This is a genomic window from Psychromonas antarctica, assembly GCF_022267535.1.
Lineage (GTDB): Bacteria > Pseudomonadota > Gammaproteobacteria > Enterobacterales > Psychromonadaceae > Psychromonas > Psychromonas antarctica.
In genome coordinates this window covers 1-17,318 of the sequence record NZ_JAHNZV010000061.1, presented here as the reverse complement: position 1 = coordinate 17,318, position 17,318 = coordinate 1, and the positions used below count along the sequence as shown (strand labels likewise).

At 42.0% G+C, this 17,318-nt stretch carries 14 protein-coding genes and 1 tRNA gene; 6 read left to right on the top strand and 9 right to left on the bottom strand.

From position 1 onward, the window contains the following. Positions 1 to 278 (top strand): hypothetical protein (locus KSO91_RS11940; protein ID WP_238743225.1); only part of this gene is annotated, 278 nt, incomplete at its 5' end. On the opposite strand, the gene ilvD is transcribed toward KSO91_RS11940, so the two are convergent. From ilvD to ilvG, 3 genes are all read right to left on the bottom strand, one after another. Further along, positions 215 to 2,053 carry a dihydroxy-acid dehydratase gene (gene ilvD, locus KSO91_RS11935; protein WP_238743224.1) on the bottom strand — a complete coding sequence of 613 codons (1,839 nt, stop codon included), beginning with the start codon at positions 2,051 to 2,053 and terminating at the stop codon, positions 215 to 217. The genes KSO91_RS11940 and ilvD overlap by 64 nt on opposite strands. A gap of 138 nt (positions 2,054 to 2,191) precedes the next feature. Next, complete coding sequence (ilvM, locus tag KSO91_RS11930) at positions 2,192 to 2,449, bottom strand: acetolactate synthase 2 small subunit (protein ID WP_238743223.1); 258 nt, start codon at positions 2,447 to 2,449, stop codon at positions 2,192 to 2,194. Beyond that, positions 2,446 to 4,104 carry an acetolactate synthase 2 catalytic subunit gene (gene ilvG / locus KSO91_RS11925; RefSeq protein ID WP_238743222.1) on the bottom strand — a complete coding sequence of 553 codons (1,659 nt, stop codon included), beginning with the start codon at positions 4,102 to 4,104 and terminating at the stop codon, positions 2,446 to 2,448. Before ilvG ends, ilvM begins: the two co-directional genes overlap by 4 nt. 325 nt (positions 4,105 to 4,429) lie before the next feature. On the opposite strand from ilvG, the gene KSO91_RS11920 reads away from it, so the two are divergent. Then, positions 4,430 to 5,953 (top strand): YifB family Mg chelatase-like AAA ATPase, encoded by a 1,524-nt coding sequence (locus tag KSO91_RS11920; RefSeq protein WP_238743221.1) that lies wholly within the window; start codon positions 4,430 to 4,432, stop codon positions 5,951 to 5,953. A 6-nt stretch (positions 5,954 to 5,959) separates the two neighbouring features. On the opposite strand, the gene KSO91_RS11915 is transcribed toward KSO91_RS11920, so the two are convergent. The 5 genes from KSO91_RS11915 to pepA form a co-directional block, all read right to left on the bottom strand. Then, positions 5,960 to 6,835: a type 2 periplasmic-binding domain-containing protein gene (locus KSO91_RS11915; protein WP_238743220.1), complete on the bottom strand. Its 876-nt coding sequence runs from the start codon at positions 6,833 to 6,835 to the stop codon at positions 5,960 to 5,962. Positions 6,836 to 6,839: 4 nt separating this feature from the next. Further along, entirely contained in the window at positions 6,840 to 7,742 is a 903-nt protein-coding gene (locus tag KSO91_RS11910) for a type 2 periplasmic-binding domain-containing protein (RefSeq protein WP_238743219.1), read from the bottom strand. Between the two features lie 188 nt (positions 7,743 to 7,930). Continuing rightward, entirely contained in the window at positions 7,931 to 10,789 is a 2,859-nt protein-coding gene (locus KSO91_RS11905; protein ID WP_238743218.1) for a valine--tRNA ligase, read from the bottom strand. Positions 10,790 to 10,792: 3 nt separating this feature from the next. Then, positions 10,793 to 11,275 carry a DNA polymerase III subunit chi gene (locus KSO91_RS11900; RefSeq protein WP_238743217.1) on the bottom strand — a complete coding sequence of 161 codons (483 nt, stop codon included), beginning with the start codon at positions 11,273 to 11,275 and terminating at the stop codon, positions 10,793 to 10,795. Positions 11,276 to 11,278: 3 nt separating this feature from the next. Further along, a complete protein-coding gene (gene pepA, locus KSO91_RS11895) occupies positions 11,279 to 12,793 on the bottom strand; it encodes a leucyl aminopeptidase (protein ID WP_238743216.1) in 1,515 nt (504 codons plus the stop codon). 200 nt (positions 12,794 to 12,993) lie between these two features. On the opposite strand from pepA, the gene lptF reads away from it, so the two are divergent. Beyond that, the gene (gene lptF, locus KSO91_RS11890) at positions 12,994 to 14,094 is read left to right on the top strand and encodes an LPS export ABC transporter permease LptF (protein WP_238743215.1); all 1,101 of its coding nucleotides are present in this window, start codon (positions 12,994 to 12,996) and stop codon (positions 14,092 to 14,094) included. 28 nt (positions 14,095 to 14,122) lie between these two features. Further along, positions 14,123 to 15,187, top strand: coding sequence for an LPS export ABC transporter permease LptG (lptG, locus tag KSO91_RS11885; RefSeq protein ID WP_238743214.1), 1,065 nt, complete (start codon positions 14,123 to 14,125; stop codon positions 15,185 to 15,187). A gap of 59 nt (positions 15,188 to 15,246) precedes the next feature. On the opposite strand, the gene KSO91_RS11880 is transcribed toward lptG, so the two are convergent. Next, a complete protein-coding gene (locus KSO91_RS11880) occupies positions 15,247 to 15,798 on the bottom strand; it encodes an RDD family protein (protein WP_238743213.1) in 552 nt (183 codons plus the stop codon). 255 nt (positions 15,799 to 16,053) lie between these two features. On the opposite strand from KSO91_RS11880, the gene KSO91_RS11875 reads away from it, so the two are divergent. Continuing rightward, positions 16,054 to 16,138 (top strand) — tRNA-Leu (locus tag KSO91_RS11875). 242 nt (positions 16,139 to 16,380) lie between these two features. Beyond that, positions 16,381 to 17,055 (top strand): tyrosine-type recombinase/integrase, encoded by a 675-nt coding sequence (locus tag KSO91_RS11870; protein WP_238743212.1) that lies wholly within the window; start codon positions 16,381 to 16,383, stop codon positions 17,053 to 17,055. Positions 17,056 to 17,318 lie beyond the last annotated feature (263 nt).

The window sequence follows — 17,318 nt, the reverse complement described above, 5'->3', positions numbered from 1 at the left end:
ATAAAGGTGAACGTATCGGTTTTTACTTAAGCTTGCTGATATCTCTTACTGCACCTTTATCTGCTGTTTTTATTCACAGCCATTTCAATGGCGCAAATAAAGGTGAACGTATCGGTTTTTACTTAAGCTTGCTGATATCTCTTACTGCACCTTTATCTGCTGTTTTTATTCACAGCCATTTCAATGGCGCAAATAAAGGTGAACGTATCGGTTTTTACTTAAGCTTGCTCATATCTCTTACTGCACCTTTATCTGCCGATGTTGCCATTGAAGCATAAACTTTTAGGGCCGCTGATATAGGGCGGATTCGGTTAACGGGTTTCCAGCCGATGGCATCTTGCTTAATACGGCGTTCTGCCAGCAGTTCATCAGAGACTTTTAGATCCATTGCGCGGGTTGGAATATTAATATCGATAATATCACCGTTTTCAATTAAACCAACCACACCACCCGCAGCAGCTTCCGGCGAGACGTGACCGATAGATAAACCCGATGTACCGCCAGAGAAACGTCCATCTGTAATTAATGCACATTTTTTGCCTAGTCCCATCGATTTCAAGTAACTAGTAGGGTAAAGCATCTCTTGCATACCTGGACCGCCTTGCGGGCCTTCGTAGCGGATAACGACTACATCACCGGCAACAACGTCACCCCCTAAAATAGCAGCTACCGCATCATCTTGACTCTCATATACTTTTGCCGGACCGCTAAAGGTTAGGTTGTCATCATCAACGCCCGCCGTTTTAACCACTGCGCCGTTAACGGCCATATTGCCAAACAATACAGCCAGACCACCTTCATTGCTGTAAGCATGTGCGAGTGTTCGGATACAACCGGTTGCTCGATCGTTATCTACGCTGTCCCAACGACAAGCTTGACTAAACGCTTTAGTGGTTCGGATACCCGCAGGACCTGCACGGTAAAAATCAATAATAGCAGGATCTTGGGTTTGCATAATATCGTATTTGGCCAACTGCTCTCTGAGACTTGGGCTTAAGATAGTTGGGATCTCGCTATTTAAGAAACCCGCTCGGTCTAATTCACCTAAAATAGCCATTACACCACCTGCGCGGTGCACATCTTCCATATGATACAAAGGGGTTGAAGGGGCTACTTTGCAAAGCTGAGGAATACGGCGCGACATTGCATCCATATCTGATACGGTAAAATCAACTTCAGCTTCTTGGGCGCAAGCTAATAGATGTAAGACTGTATTGGTTGATCCACCCATCGCAATATCCAATGCCATGGCATTTTCAAACGCGGCTTTGCTGGCGATTGCACGTGGTAATACACTGTAGTCATCTTGCTCATAATGCCGTTTGGTTATCTCAACAATACGTTGGCCCGCGTCTAAAAATAGTTGTTCACGATCCGCGTGTGTTGCTAGCATTGAGCCGTTACCGGGCAATGAAAGCCCTAACGCTTCTGTTAAACAGTTCATTGAGTTAGCTGTAAACATACCTGAGCATGAGCCACAAGTTGGGCAAGCGCTGCGTTCTACTTTAGCGAGATCTTCATCGGAGACATTTTTGTCAGGCCCCATCACCATCGCATCAACAAGATCTAGCTTGATGATTTGATCTGAAAGTTTGGTTTTACCCGCTTCCATTGGTCCGCCAGAGACAAAAATAACCGGAACATTTAAGCGCAGTGACGCCATTAGCATTCCCGGCGTAATTTTGTCACAGTTGGAGATACAGACAATGGCATCGGCGCAATGCGCGTTAACCATATATTCAATGGAATCGGCAATTAAGTCACGCGAAGGTAGGCTGTATAACATGCCCGCATGGCCCATCGCAATACCGTCATCAATAGCGATGGTATTAAATTCTTTCGCTATACCGCCAGCCGCTTCCACCGCACCGGCGACGAGTTGGCCCATATCTTTTAAATGCACATGACCGGGGACAAATTGTGTAAATGAGTTGGCAATGGCAATAATGGGCTTACCGAAATCATCATCTTTTACGCCTGTTGCTCGCCATAAAGCGCGAGCACCTGCCATGTTACGGCCATGTGTGGAAGTCTTTGAACGATAGTCTGGCATTTTAATTCCTCAATAAGATTGGTCACAAAGCTAGCATTTTCTTGACCATCTGCTAGCTATCCTTTATTTAATTGCAGTTAACTAATTTAAACAGATAAGCGCTTATTTAACAACTTAGCAATTATTTGACAGTTTGAGTTAGGCACTTGCTCGAATCGCTTGCTCTTGGCTGATTGCGACAACTTGTGTGATGCCAAATAGTTTGTCAATTTGTTTACTTAATAGGCTTACAGGGCGATCACTACAAACGGTCAGGGTGATATGTAATGATTTTTCATTTTCAGTTGTCTCACCACTGATTTTTTGTACGCTAAAACCACGGTGACGGCAAACGCGTAGCAGACGCTCTAATAGTTCAGGACTATTTTCACCTTGAATTATTAATAAATACTTCATTGTAAACTCTCCATCATTTTATCGTTTGCAGCACCGGGGGGAACGAGCGGCCACACATTTTCTTCTTCTGAAATGGATACATGTAGGAGATATGCGCCATCACTGTCTAATAGACGCGTTAATGCACCTTGTATTTGACTTTTTATGACAATGGTTTCCCCTGGAATATCAAAGGCACTGGCAAGTGTTACGAAATCGGGGTTATCCGTTAAAATGGTTTCGCTATAGCGGCCATCAAAAAACAATTTTTGCCACTGACGAACCATACCTAAGCGCTGGTTGTCGATAAGCACTATTTTAATCGGTAATTTTTTACGTTTAATAGTGCCCAACTCTTGTACATTCATCATAAAAGAGCCGTCACCGGAGACGACAATCACAGTGTCATTAGGACGCGCCATTTGCGCGCCTACCGCAGCTGGGATACCAAAACCCATGGTGCCCAAGCCTGAACTGGATATATGGTTTTCTGGACGGTCGACAAACATATGCTGCGCAACCCACATTTGGTGCTGACCGACATCACTACAGATTACCGTGTCGGCAGGTTTCATCTCGGAAAGTAGGTGCAGTAGTGCGGGCGCATAGATCATCTTCCCTGGATGATTATAAGAGATCGCAAAATCCTGTTTCATGGTTAAAATATTTTTCTGCCAGGCACTGATATAGGTTTCAACCTCAAGGGCTGGTAATACCTCATTCAGATCATCTGTAATTGCCAAATCGGCAATGCGCAGCTTATCTATTTCTGCTGCATCAATATCAAGGTGAAGTACTTTTGCATGGTTGGCGAACTCTTCGAGTTTACCCGTCACCCTGTCATCAAATCGAGCGCCGACAGCAATCAGTAGATCACATTCTTGGATAGCAAGGTTAGCGGCTTTGCTGCCATGCATACCGACCATGCCCATGAAATATTCAGAATTATGTTCAATAGCGCCAATCCCCTTTAATGTACAAACGCTGGGAATATAAGTATATTGAATAAAGTTACGTAGCGCTTGAGTGGCATTTGCCATACCGACGCCACCACCGACATAAAGAAGGGGCTTACTGGCTATTTTTATCATCTCTTTAGCTTGTCGAATTAAAGAGAGTTCAAGCGGGAATGTGAGTTTTTGCTCTATAGTAAGTTGCTCAAATAAGGGCGATTCTGCGATATCGGCAAGTTGAATATCTTTTGGAATGTCGATTAGCACCGGCCCTGGGCGACCAGATGTTGCAATCTGAAATGCCTTTTCAATGATGGGACCTAATTGCTCTACGCTTTGTACTAGAAAGCTATGTTTAGTGCAGGCAAGAGAAAGTCCTAGCACATCAATTTCTTGAAAAGCATCGGTACCCATTAAATTACTGGCCACTTGTCCGGTAATAGCAACGATAGGAATAGAGTCTAGCAGCGCATCGGCTAGTCCGGTGATAAGGTTTGTCGCACCCGGGCCTGAAGTCGCAATACATACGCCAACGCGGCCGGTTGCACGCGCATAGCCGATGGCAGCCATTGCTGCGCCTTGTTCATGACGGCACAAAAGGTGATCTAAACCACCATCATAAAGCGCATCATAAAGTGGCATAATAGCGCCACCAGGGTAACCGAAGACTTGCGTTATATTCTGTTGTTTCAATGCCTGAACAATAAAATTGGCACCATTCATTATTTTCTTCCTGAATTTAGTGAAGGCTTATTGTTATTTTGTGGAGACTGGAAAATCAGCAAAATAAGCAATCGCATTTTTTAAAAAAAGTGGGTACTTATAGCAAAAAAATGCAACTTTCTCAACTTTTGTCACATTTTTAAAAAAAATAACATTGCTCCTTCATATTCTAATAAGACTCATAAAATATAACCCCATGATTTATAGTAACTATTTTTTAGCAGTTGATATTTAAATGAGACACCAATAATTACCGGGTGGATGCGATCCTATACTACAAAATGTTGTATTAAAATTGCCTGTTACTACAGGTAGAGGATAAGTTATGGCATTAGCAAGTTTATATTGTCGAGCACTGTTAGGCGTGGATGCGCCAGAGGTATCAGTGGAGGTACATTTAGGTACTGGTTTACCGAGCTTCTCATTAGTCGGGCTACCTGAAACATCCGTCAAAGAAGCAAAAGAAAGAGTGCGCAGTGCGATAATTAATAGCAATTTCAAGTTCCCCAGTAGAAGGATCACCGTCAACCTTGCTCCTGCGAATCTACCTAAAGAGGGGGGGCGTTTTGATTTAGCCATCGCATTGGGGATATTAATAGCCTCAGATCAACTTGCAGTGACGGATCCCACGCACTTTGAATGTTTTGCTGAGTTGGCACTGTCGGGATCGCTACGCAGTATCGATGGCATCATACCTTGCGCATTAGCAGCTAAAGCCAAAGCGCGTAATTTAATTATCTGTGCTGAAAATCAAAATGAAACGGCTATGACCGGCGCGAGGGCATTTGTCGCCACTAACTTAATCGAAGTTTGTGCTTTTTTACAGGGCAGAAAAAAACTGCCTGAAGCGATAGCTAAGACTCCTATAAAAGCGATAAACCAGCCTGATATGAGTGATGTATTAGGGCAAGAGCAAGCGAAGCGGGTGCTCGAAATTGCAGCTGTAGGTGGCCATAATTTGCTGTTAGTCGGCCCACCTGGCACTGGAAAGAGCATGTTAGCGGTACGATTTATGAGTTTGCTACCAAAGCTGACTGAGCCACATGCACTGCAAACAGCTGCTATCTATTCGGTGTGTGGTAAACAACGCGATGATTGGTATCAGCCTCCTTATCGCGCACCGCATCATAGCGCTTCTTCTGTTGCATTGGTTGGTGGCGGCGGAAAACCTAAACCAGGGGAAATATCACTGTCTCACCGAGGTGTTCTATTTTTAGATGAACTACCCGAATTTCCGCGTTCAGTACTCGACAGTTTGCGACAACCTCTGGAAACCAATGAAGTCACTATTTCACGCGCAGCGAATCAAGTCACCTTTCCGGCAAATTTTCAGTTAATTGGGGCGATGAACCCTAGCCCGTGTGGTCATATTAGTGGCGAGTTAAGGCGTAGTACGGCAGATCAAATATTACGTTATTTGGGGCGTTTATCAGGTCCTTTTTTGGATCGTTTTGCCCTGTCGATAATGGTGCCATTACTACCCAAAGGCATGTTGGCTTTATCGCAGACAGGGGCGCAGCAAAAAAGCGAGCGCAGTGCTCAGATCAAAGCGCGAGTCGACCTCGCAAGGTCACTACAACTGCTGCGGCAGGGGAAATTAAATGATGCACTGACAACACAAGAGATAAGCGAGTTTTGCCAGTTAAGTCGTGACGATGCAGAATTTTTGGAGAATGCCATTAATAAAATGGGATTGTCAATTCGCGCTTGGCATAGTCTCTTAAAAGTCGCCCGTAGTATTGCTGATTTAGCCGCAAGTGAAAAAGTACAACGCATCCATCTCACTGAGTCACTCTCTTACCGTGCGATGGATAGGTTATTAAAAAGCGTTTCCTATGAAGTTAATTAACGCTGGCTAGTTACTTTTTTGTAAATATTTTTTTTCAAAATACGCTATTGGCGCTTGCATCGCGTCAATAGTTTCCGGTGACTGCGTCAAGTTTTGTAATTCAATAAAGGTTCTATTTTTAAGCGCTAAAGCGGTTAGAAGATCTTTAAAATAGAAGTCAAACATACGCGTAGCTTCTCCATTCTTTTGTAGTTTAGCCAAACCGACTTGCAATCTTTCTGCTAATACAGGTTTTGCTGAATTAACAAAATAGAACTGCGGTAATGGATAATGAATCACAATGTTTTTCTCTATCGCTAAGTCGAGTGCTCGATGACTGATCTGTTCATAACCGATTTCACTCACACCGCGAGCGAAACAATCGAAGCGGTTTTTAGCCAACTGCTGAAATAACAGCTCATGCTTGTAAGTTGTTTGTACAGTGAAACCATTGCTTCTTAATATTTTTGTATCAGGCCAATTACTGTGCTGTCCAATCGTGATGTTGTTGGCTACCCATTGTTGCTTATTGGTTATTCCCGTAAATTTTTCCTGATTTCCTTTTTTAATTAAACAAAGGCGATAGCCGAGAAGTCCCTGCATAATGGGAATGCGAATTGGGGAAACCTGCCTTTCGCGCTCGGCAGTTGATACGAAGTGGGCTATATCTAAGCGATTATTCGCCAGTTCACGTAAGGCTCGCTCTTGCTCCATTGCATTTGATATAATGAGGTGATAGTCGCCATACTCGGGTTGAGTAATTTGTAATGCCCGTTCAAGCAGCATTTTGGTCATTCCCGGTGCGTTTAGCGTATCTGCCCATACCGTTATATTGGTTGTTTCTGCGTAACTGTAAGGGAAGAACGCGGTCCAGAGCAAAAAGGGTAGTATTATCTTTTTCATTTTATTAATCCTGCATCACAGCTAATGGCTCTTTAGTTTTTAAATTTTTATCTCTAAATCGCAGCGTTGGAGTTTGTATTGCGCGAATAGTTTCTTCCGATAACGTGGGATTATATAAGTCGATAACTGTCCGTTCGCTAAGTTTTAGTTGAGCATTCGTCTTGGAAAAAAAACGCTCAAAAATCAGATCATATTCACCAGATGCGATCAGCTTTTCTAAGCCTAGTTGCACGCGCTCAGCTAACTGTGGCTGGGATTTATTAACAAAGAAAAAAATGGGTAATGGGTAATAGAGCAGTAGATTCTCTTCAATGCTTATCCCCTCTGCTTTATGTGCTAAATATTCCTCATAAATTTCATTTGCACCACGACTAAAACAGTCAAATCTGCCACGTGAGAGTTGTTGAAAGAGCAGTTTTTTTTTGTAAGTGGTTTTTACTACAATATCATTGGCACGCAGGATACTTGTATCTGGCCAATCTTGGTGCTGACCTATGGTGATTTTTTTGTCAACAAGTTGCTGCTGACTTGTAATGTCATCAAAACGAATTTGACTGCCATCTTTTATTAAACAGAGACGATAGCCCATCAGGCCGTTAAGAGCAGGGATGCGAATCGGGATTGCCAGTTTTTCGCGCTCTTTTGTTGGCGCATAACTAGCGATATCAAGTTTTGAATTTTCTGCTTGGGCTATCTCAATCAATGAGCGTCCTTGCTCCATTTTAGCTGAGGCGATTAATTCATAATCACCATATTCAGCTTGAGTGACCTGTAGTGACCTGTTTAAATAATCCATCATAATAGTTGTTGGATTATTATAAAGGCTCTCCCACACAACAATTTTGCTCACCTGGCCATGGGTGAGCGAACAGTAAAGAATAGAAACAAAAGCTATAAAACGTCTCATTATATGCTCCCTCATTATAAATTAGACAAGCCAAAGTATAAGCTGAATGCGGGATTTTGTAATCACCTAATGGTGTGAGCTAGTCAGCAGATAAGGTGATATAAGAAGCGTCACTGCTATTATTAAGAGATAAAAAAAGGGCGACCACAATTTGCGGAAGCCCTCAGGTTAGTACGAATAAAAAACGCTTATAATGCTTTCATAGTCGTAATTTGGGCGTTTAATTTATCACAGGTTGTTTGCAGTTCAGCTTGTTTAGCACGCTCTTTCACGATAACGGCTTCAGGCGCATTGCCCACAAATTTTTCATTGCTTAACTTGCTTGATATTTTGTGTAAATCTTTTGCCGTTTTCTCCAGCTGTTTATTTAAACGCGTCAGCTCGGCTTCTGTATCGATTAAACCCGCCATTGGAATTAACAGTTCAAGTTCACCCACTAATGCTGTCGCACAAATCGGTGTCTCTTGGCCTTCTTGAAGCACGGTAACGCTTTCCAGTTTGGCAAGAGCGGCTAAGAATGCTGCATTTTCAGTGAAACGACGTTGATCACTTACAGAGGCATTTTTTGCAAGCAGGTTGAGCGGTGTTTTCGGGCTGATATCCATCTCACCGCGAATATTACGCACCGCAACAATTACTTTTTTAACCCACTCAAGATCTTCGATCGCTTGTTGATCTACTAAGCTTGCATCATATTCTGGGTAAGCTTCTAACATAATGGTTTCGCCGCCTTGTGCGGTTACCACTTTAACGCGTTGCCAGATCTCTTCGGTCATAAAGGGCAGCATAGGATGTGCCACGCGTAATAAAGTTTCCAGTACGCTGATTAAGGTATGGCGAGTTCCTCGCTGTTGTGCATCGCTGCCTTTGAATAAAATCGGTTTAGTTAACTCTAAATACCAACCACAGAATTGACTCCAGATAAATTCATATAAAATATTCGCGGCAATATCGAAGCGGAAGGTATCAAGTGCCTGACGAAACTCTTTAATAGTGGTTTGCAGTTGCCCTTGGATCCAACGATCCGCCAAACTAAATTCCATTTCTTTATTAGCTGAAAAACCACAATCATGATCCTCCGCGCTCATTAATACATAGCGGCTGGCATTCCATAATTTGTTACAGAAATTACGGTAGCCTTCTAAACGTGTCATATCCCAGTTGATATCACGACCTGTCGTGGCCATCGCAGCAAGAGTGAAACGTAATGCATCAGTGCCGTGTGCTTCAATACCATTGGCAAATGTTTTGCGCGTATCTTTTTCAATTTTAGCGGCCAATTGTGGTTGCATCATATTACCGCAGCGTTTAGCGACTAGACTTTCTAAATCAATACCGTCGATCATATCGAGCGGATCGAGCACATTACCTTTTGATTTAGACATTTTATCGCCATGTTCATCACGGATAAGGCCGGTAAAATAAACTTTTTTGAACGGTACTTGTGGTTTGCCGTTTTCATCTTTCATGAAGTGCATGGTCATCATGATCATGCGTGCAACCCAGAAGAATATGATGTCAAACCCGGTCACTAAAACATCGGTCGAGTGAAATGTTTTAAGATCCAGCGTTTTTTCAGGCCAGCCCAGTGTTGAGAATGTCCATAGACCTGATGAGAACCAAGTATCCAAGACATCATCATCTTGAGTGAGTACAACTTCTTCACTTAAATCATGTTTAGCACGTACTTGAGCTTCATCATGGCCCACATACACTTTGCCTGTTTCGTCATACCAAGCTGGAATACGATGACCCCACCAAAGTTGACGAGAAACACACCAATCTTGGACATCATTCATCCACGAGTTATACATATTCTTATATTGTTTTGGAACAAATTCAATATCGCCATTATTGACCGCTTCATTCGCCACTTCAGCAAGTGGTGCAACGCGCACATACCATTGGTCAGTTAACATCGGTTCGATAACTACGCCCCCACGGTCACCGTAAGGTACGGTTAAATCATGCGCTTTGATTTCATCGAGTAAACCTAACTCATCAAGTGAGCTAACCACTTTTTTGCGCGCATCTTCACGTGTCAGTCCTTGAAATTGGCTGGGTAGTTCACTCGTATAAACATCACTTTTTTCGCCATTACTATTGAAAACTTCAGATTCACTGCGGATACGAGCTTCAAAATCTAATACGTTAATCATCGGCAATTTGTTACGTTTACCGACTTCATAGTCGTTAAAATCATGGGCAGGGGTAATTTTTACGCAACCCGTGCCTTTATCCATATCGGCATGTTCATCGGCAATTACGGGGATACGGCGGTTCACTAAAGGTAAAATTATCTCTTTGCCGATCAGTGCCTGATAACGTGGATCTTCTGGATTGACGGCAACGGCAGTATCACCTAGCATGGTTTCTGGACGGGTAGTGGCCACCACCAAATAGTCTTTACCGTCAGCTGTTTTTACGCCATCGGCTAGTGGGTAACGAAAGTGCCACATAAAACCTTTAACATCTTTATTTTCAACTTCTAAGTCTGAAATGGCGGTATGCAGTTTAGGATCCCAGTTAACCAGACGTTTACCGCGGTAGATAAGATCATCATTATAGAGATCAACAAATACTTTTTTAACCGCCTCAGAAAGACCGTCATCCATAGTGAAACGTTCACGATCCCAATCAACCGAAGTCCCTAATCGACGCATTTGCTGGGAAATATTGCCACCAGACTCTGCTTTCCAATCCCAGATTTTATCGATAAAGGTCTCTCTACCCAGTTCTTTACGGGTTTGCCCTGTTTCTGCAAATAGCTTACGCTCTACCACCATTTGTGTTGCAATTCCGGCATGATCAGTACCCATCTGCCAGAGGGTATTTTTGCCCTGCATCCGCTGGTAACGAACCAGTGTGTCCATAATGGTATCTTGAAACGCATGGCCCATATGCAAATTACCCGTTACATTGGGTGGTGGGATCATAATGCAGTAACTTTCTTTACTGGTATCACCATGGGGCTTAAAATAGCCGTTTTCTTCCCAGTTTTTATAGTTTTTTTGTTCAATAGCGTTCGGGTTGTATATTTTTTCCATCTTTTAATCTTCTGTTTTGTTAGTTGACTCAACAGTCTTTTCATTTTCAACTGTCTGAGTAGAAAGTGTCAGCCCCATTTTTTTATAGGTACTGTAACGTAGTCGTGCTGCTATTTTTAGTGGCTCTGCAAAGGGGACAAAATCGATAATTTGTTGAAAATTAACCGCAAATTTAGGCACTTCGGCACTTAAATTTATCAATATTTGGCGCGGGTGCGTGGGCGCCTGCCAGCTAATTTCAACAGGTGTGCCATAACGAGGCCCTTCACCGAGCAGATTATGTGGAACAAAACTATCACCATCAAACTGCCATAAATATTCATCGACCGAAAAAGCATCTTGTTGGTTGTCAGTATAAATAAATACTTTTCTATTTTGTAAATAATAAAAGGCTGCAATAGTGCAAGCTTGCGCAATCTGTTCACTGATCTCTTGTCTATGCAAAGCTTGCTCATCAGGCAAAATATAAAAAGTAACTTGCTTCATTATTTAGTTGTTTGCTTCTGTTGTTTCATTCTCACTGCGGTTAATTAAAAACTGCGTTAATAATGAAACCGGGCGGCCTGTTGCGCCTTTATTGATACCGGAGCGCCAAGCGGTACCCGCCACATCGAGATGCGCCCAATTGTAATTCTTGGTAAAACGAGAAAGAAAACAAGCAGCGGTAATGGACCCCGCTGGACGACCGCCGACATTGGTCATATCTGCAAATGGACTATCCAGTAGTTTTTGGAATTCATCATCCATCGGTAATTGCCACGCTTTATCTCCCGACTGGTTTGATGCGTTTAATAACTCGTGCGTTAGCCCTTTATGCGGACTCATTAGGGCACTTATGTTATGCCCTAAAGCAACAATACAGGCACCAGTCAAGGTGGCGATATCAACAACGCATTCGGGTTGAAAACGCTCCACATAGGTTAACACATCACACAACACCAAACGGCCTTCAGCATCGGTATTTAATACTTCCACAGTCTGCCCTGACATAGTCGTTAAAATATCGCCCGGGCGATAAGCGTTACCGGCAGGCATATTTTCAGCACCGGCTAAAATCCCAATCACATTAATGGGGAGATTGAGTTGCGCTAATGCCTTCATCGCCCCAAAGACACTTGCTGCACCGCCCATGTCATATTTCATCTCATCCATGCCCGCACCGGGTTTTAATGAAATGCCACCGGAGTCAAAGGTCAGTCCTTTTCCGACCAGTACAATTGGTTTTTGATCGTTTGTGCCGCCCTTGTAATGAATTAATGACATGTAAGCGGGGTGAGCGGAGCCTTTAGCTACAGCTAAATAGCTATCCATTTTTAATTCAGCCATCTGTTCACTATCAATAATTTCCGTGCTGATTTTTTCAAAATCCGCGTCAAGTATTTGTGCTTGCTGTGCTAAATACAAAGGCGTACAAATATTAGGTGGCATATTCGCTAAATCTTTGCAGGCTTTTGCCCCCGACGCAACGGCTAAACCATGCTGTAGTGCAAGCTCTGCGCGTGCTAACTCTTTACGGCTGGGTATGTTAAAAGTCAATTTGCGCAGTGGTCGGCGGGTATTTTCTTTATTCGTTTTAAATTGATCAAAGCTATACAGCGAATCTTGTGTCGCTTCAACCGCTTGACGTACAGCCCAGTAGCTATCGCGCCCTTTAATGTGCAACTCAGAAAGGAAACAGATCGCTTCTAAAGAACCCGTATCATTTAAAGTTGCAATCGTTTTGGCAATAATTTGTTTATATTGAGTTTCAGTAAGATCACGTTCTTTACCACAGCCCACTAATAAAACTCGTTCGCTTAATACATTTGGCACATGGTGCAAGAGCAGCATTTGACCTACTTTGCCTTCGATATCGCCGCGGCGCAGTAGAGTGCTTAAATAACCATCGCTAGTTTCATCAAGCAGTTCAGCTGCATGAGATAAACGACGAGGTTCAAATACACCAACAACAATACAGGCGCTACGTTGCTTTTCTGGGTTACCACTTTTTACGAAAAATTCCATATCTAGCCTTATCTTGAATTGATTATATTGAGATTAACTGTGCTATTTTGATAAAAATGCAGTTATCATAGGTACCAGTGACTCTTGATAATGATTGTAAACATATACAAATAAGAATTTTACCAAATTTGTTTGCTTAATCTACTAAAATAGCACTTTTACTATCTTTCATAAAATTTTATTTTACACTGGAGAACCGGGTGATACTTCTTCGTTATCTTATGCTGGAAACATTCAAAAGCCAGATCGGTATCCTGTTTGTTTTACTTCTTATTTTTGTCAGTCAACAATTCATCGGTATTCTTGCTAAAGCGATCAATGGTATTATCCCTGCTGATTTAGTAATGACCCTATTATATTTGAATTTACCCACACTCGGCACCTTAATGCTGCCTATCAGTTTTTATCTTGCGGTTTTATTTGCCCATGGACGCTTGCACAGTGAAAGTGAAATGGTAGCGATGGCCTCTTGTGGGTACAGTCCTAATAGCACGCTTAAAGCTACCCTATTACTCTCATTTTTGACCTTTGTATTTGCTGCGGGTAACAGCTTATATCTTGCTCCCCTCGCGGAAGATGAAATGGTTGCTGTGATCGAAGGCGCTGAGTCTGATGCCGGCGTGGCAACGCTTATTGAGGGGCGATTTCATAAAACTTCAGATAACGGGGGGGTCGTGTATGTTGAAAAATATAGAGGCGGCCAGCAATTAGAAAAAGTGTTTGCGGCGCATTGGCCAGCAGATAAAGACAAAGCACCTTCGGTATTAACCGCCTTGACGGGTAAAGTTGAAAATAAACAAGATGGCACTTGGCTTACGTTGTTAAACGGTCAACGTTATGCCGGTAATGTTGGCCAACATGAATTTGATAACAGTGCATTTGGTCGTTATGAAGTGCATATCGAAAACCGTGAAGTGCAAAATAAAAAACGTGGTGCTGAGGCGTTATCGACAAATCAATTGTTTGATGGGAATAGTCTGAAAAGTAAAGCCGAATTGCAGTGGCGAATTGCCATTCCTTTGTCTATTTTATTGCTTACCTTTATGGCTGTGCCGTTGGCAAAAGTCAATCCAAGACAAGGGCGATACGCAAAGTTACTGCCTGCCTTGGCGCTTTACCTGACCTATTTCTTATTGCTTAGTACAGCGAAAAGCTTTATTGAAGAGGGAACCTTACCTGTCTTTAGTATCTGGATTGTACAACTCGTCTTTCTTTCCGCAGGTATTATTTTGCATCTACAAAGTATCGGCAAATTCAGAAAAATTGTTTTGCCTAAAGCAAAGTCTGTTAAGCCGACTTAGTAACAGTATTTAACACGGAATAACAATAATGGGTATTTTAGATCGCTATATCGGTAAGACAATTTTTGCCGCTACTTTTTTCAGTATGTTTATTTTGATTGGCTTAAGCAGCATCATCAAGTTTGTTGAGCAGATGAAAGGCATTGGGCAGGGGACTTATGATGTATGGGCTGCCGCCTACTTTGTTCTTCTAAAAATGCCAATTGAAATCACCGTGTTTTTCCCGATGGCAGCGTTAATTGGTGCGCTTGTTGGTTTGGGCAGTTTAGCCACAAGCAGTGAGTTAGTCGTGATGCAAGCGGCGGGATTGTCCAAGTTACGGATAGCCTCTTCTGTTTTAAAAACTGCTATTCCGATGGTGCTGATAGTGATGGTGCTCGGAGAGTTTGTCGCCCCGAAAACAGATAAAGAAGCATACTCAATGCGCGAACAGGCGAAACGAGGGGAAGAGGTGATCAGTAGTAAATATGGAGTATGGGTAAAGGATGGTGATGATTTTGTAAGTATAGGGCGCATGAATAGCAAAGCAGAACTTTTTACCATACAGCTGTATTTTTTTGATAAGGAGATGAAACTTTCCCAAGCAATGGTTGCACAAAAAGCGATTTATCAACAAGGAAATTGGTTGTTGCAAAATGTCAGCAGAACTTTTTTTGGGCTGGACAAAATCAATACTGAAAATATGCCTGAATTTGTTTGGAAAACAGAACTGACACCGAAAAAAATAGAGGTGGTATTAAGCGACCCCGATAAAATGTCGATGCGCGATATTTATAGCTATATTATTTACCTTGAACGAAATGATCAAGATGGCAGCCGATATTGGCTGTCATTTTGGCGCAAAGCGGTTTTACCTTTTACGGTTATCGTCATGATGCTACTTTCTGTTTCTTTTATCTTTGGTGGGCTGCGCTCAGTGACGATGGGGACCCGTCTTATCTTTGGTATCGCTAGTGGTTTTACTTTCTATGTGTTAGGTGAACTCTTTGGGCCGTTTAGCTTGGTTTTTGATTTCCCACCCGTTTTGGGCGCTTTATTGCCGAGCTTATTGGTCCTTACGATTGCTATGTATCTCTTAAAACGGCAAAGTTAACCTGAATTTAAAAATGTCTGCGCAGTTTTGTCTATCTGTTTAAACTGCGCGGCATTGATTTATTGTTTTTTATTTTTCAGAAAAGCTAAACCTGCATAACCTTTCCAGCTGCTTAACTCTTTTGTAAGCACCACGACTTCACATTCAGCCCATGAATCCTGGAATGAATTAGTATTGGGGAATAGTGTCGAAATATTACCTAATCCTAAGGCGGATGTTCCCATACGAATTAAAGACTGCGTTATCGTAATGTTACTACCATCAGTATTTTGTACACGTAAACGCCATGCTTTCATGCCAATAGTTTGTCCGCTTTGGGTCCAAAAATAGCCGTAAAAAGCCATAATGACAATACTCAAATAACCAGCAAAGAGCAGGTTGTTGGCTAAATAATCGGCTACATCCCTATAAAGCGAAAGATTAATTAAGCCTACTTTATTGCCAATAATAACGACTAAAACAGCTAATATCGTAGCCAACATCAGTAGTGCACTAATCACAATAAGATCGTAAATATAAGCGCCTAAGCGATTAATAAAATTAGCGCGTGGACAGCTCTGATATTGAGCTTGTAGAAGAGGAATTGCTTTTTCGTGCTGTATTTTGGCCATGATGAATCCTTGAAAGTATGAAAATCCAGTGTAACAAAAGCACAAACAGTTGCCATTCATTATTCGAACCCAGCCTGTTATAAATCAAGTGACCATTATTTTTTATGAGCCGGTTAACATTATGTACTCCTGTGTTGATGCCTTTTTGAGCAGTTGTCGCTTTAGTGCGTGAAAAGGCTTGTCAGCGCTTTCTGGCGAGGTATAATCCTTTTGTCTTATCAGCAGGCTGTTTTAAATAACTGCAAATAACTCGATGCCCGAGTGGTGAAATTGGTAGACGCGACGGATTCAAAATCCGTTTTCGAGAGAAGTGCCGGTTCAAGTCCGGCCTCGGGCACCATACTTTTTCCTAGTCTAGTCAACTAGTTAGATGTGAAATTCAGATAACATGGTTTTGTTTTCCTAATACTCGGTTACGTTTTTGGCGTAATTTGGCGTAAAGAGATAAACATGGCAACACTTCAAGTCCGTAAGGGCGCAAAAAGCAACACCTATCGCGTAGAATTTATGCGAGAGGGTAAGCGAATATCCAAATCATTTAAACTTAAAAGAGATGCTTAAAAATTCATTGCATTATTGCTGGTGGATAATGATCTCGCTAATAGTTTAACAAATCATATTTTAACCACATTAAAATTCTCTGACGCCGTAAAAAAATTATTAGATCAAGATACGGGAAAAGATGCAAGTAAACATCAACGTTTGAATTATTGGGGTTCTGTGTTTGGTGATAAGCCTGTCGGTAAAGTTATGCGCCAGCAAATTAAAGCCGAATTAAAGCTTTTATCTATTGATACAGCACCTGCTACCTTAAATAGATATAAGGCAGCTATTGGCGCTTTGTATAGTTATCTATCCGATGAATTCGATATTGACTACAACCCCGTAAAAGGGATTCGGCAATATACAGTAAATAACGGCAGAACTCGTTTTTTAAGTGACGAAGAGCTATCGACATTATTTACTATGGTAAAAAAATCTAAATGGAGCCAGTTGTATCTCTTAGCATTAATGGCCCTTACAACAGGAGTTCGGCGTACAGAAATGCTTACGCTGAAGTGGAATGAGGCTAATTTTAAAACCAAAACAGCCCATCTCCCCAAAACCACGAATGGTGGACCACGTCTTTTAACCTCAACTGGTGATGTTGTTACTGAATTAATGAAATATAGGAACATAAGTGGGTACGTTTTTCCACATCCAAGTGATCTGATTGCCTTTCTATTTGATAGCGCACCTCAAATCACGGCTATGTGATTATTCTGCGATTAACCATAAGGGTACAGATAGTTACAGTGTAACCTTTGGGTGGGTGCAAAAAAGGCCCCCGATTAGGTAGCCTTTTGGGGAGTTCATTTAACGGGGTTATGTAAATAGATTGCTAATCCCTTGCATGACCCTGTCCTGAAATCTGTGTAATTGCCTATCATTAATTTAATCATTTTAAGGATAGGTAATTATGAAAAAAGAAGAGATAGAAGCATTCGCCCTTAAAGCATCAAAAGGTTTAAAGTCTCAAA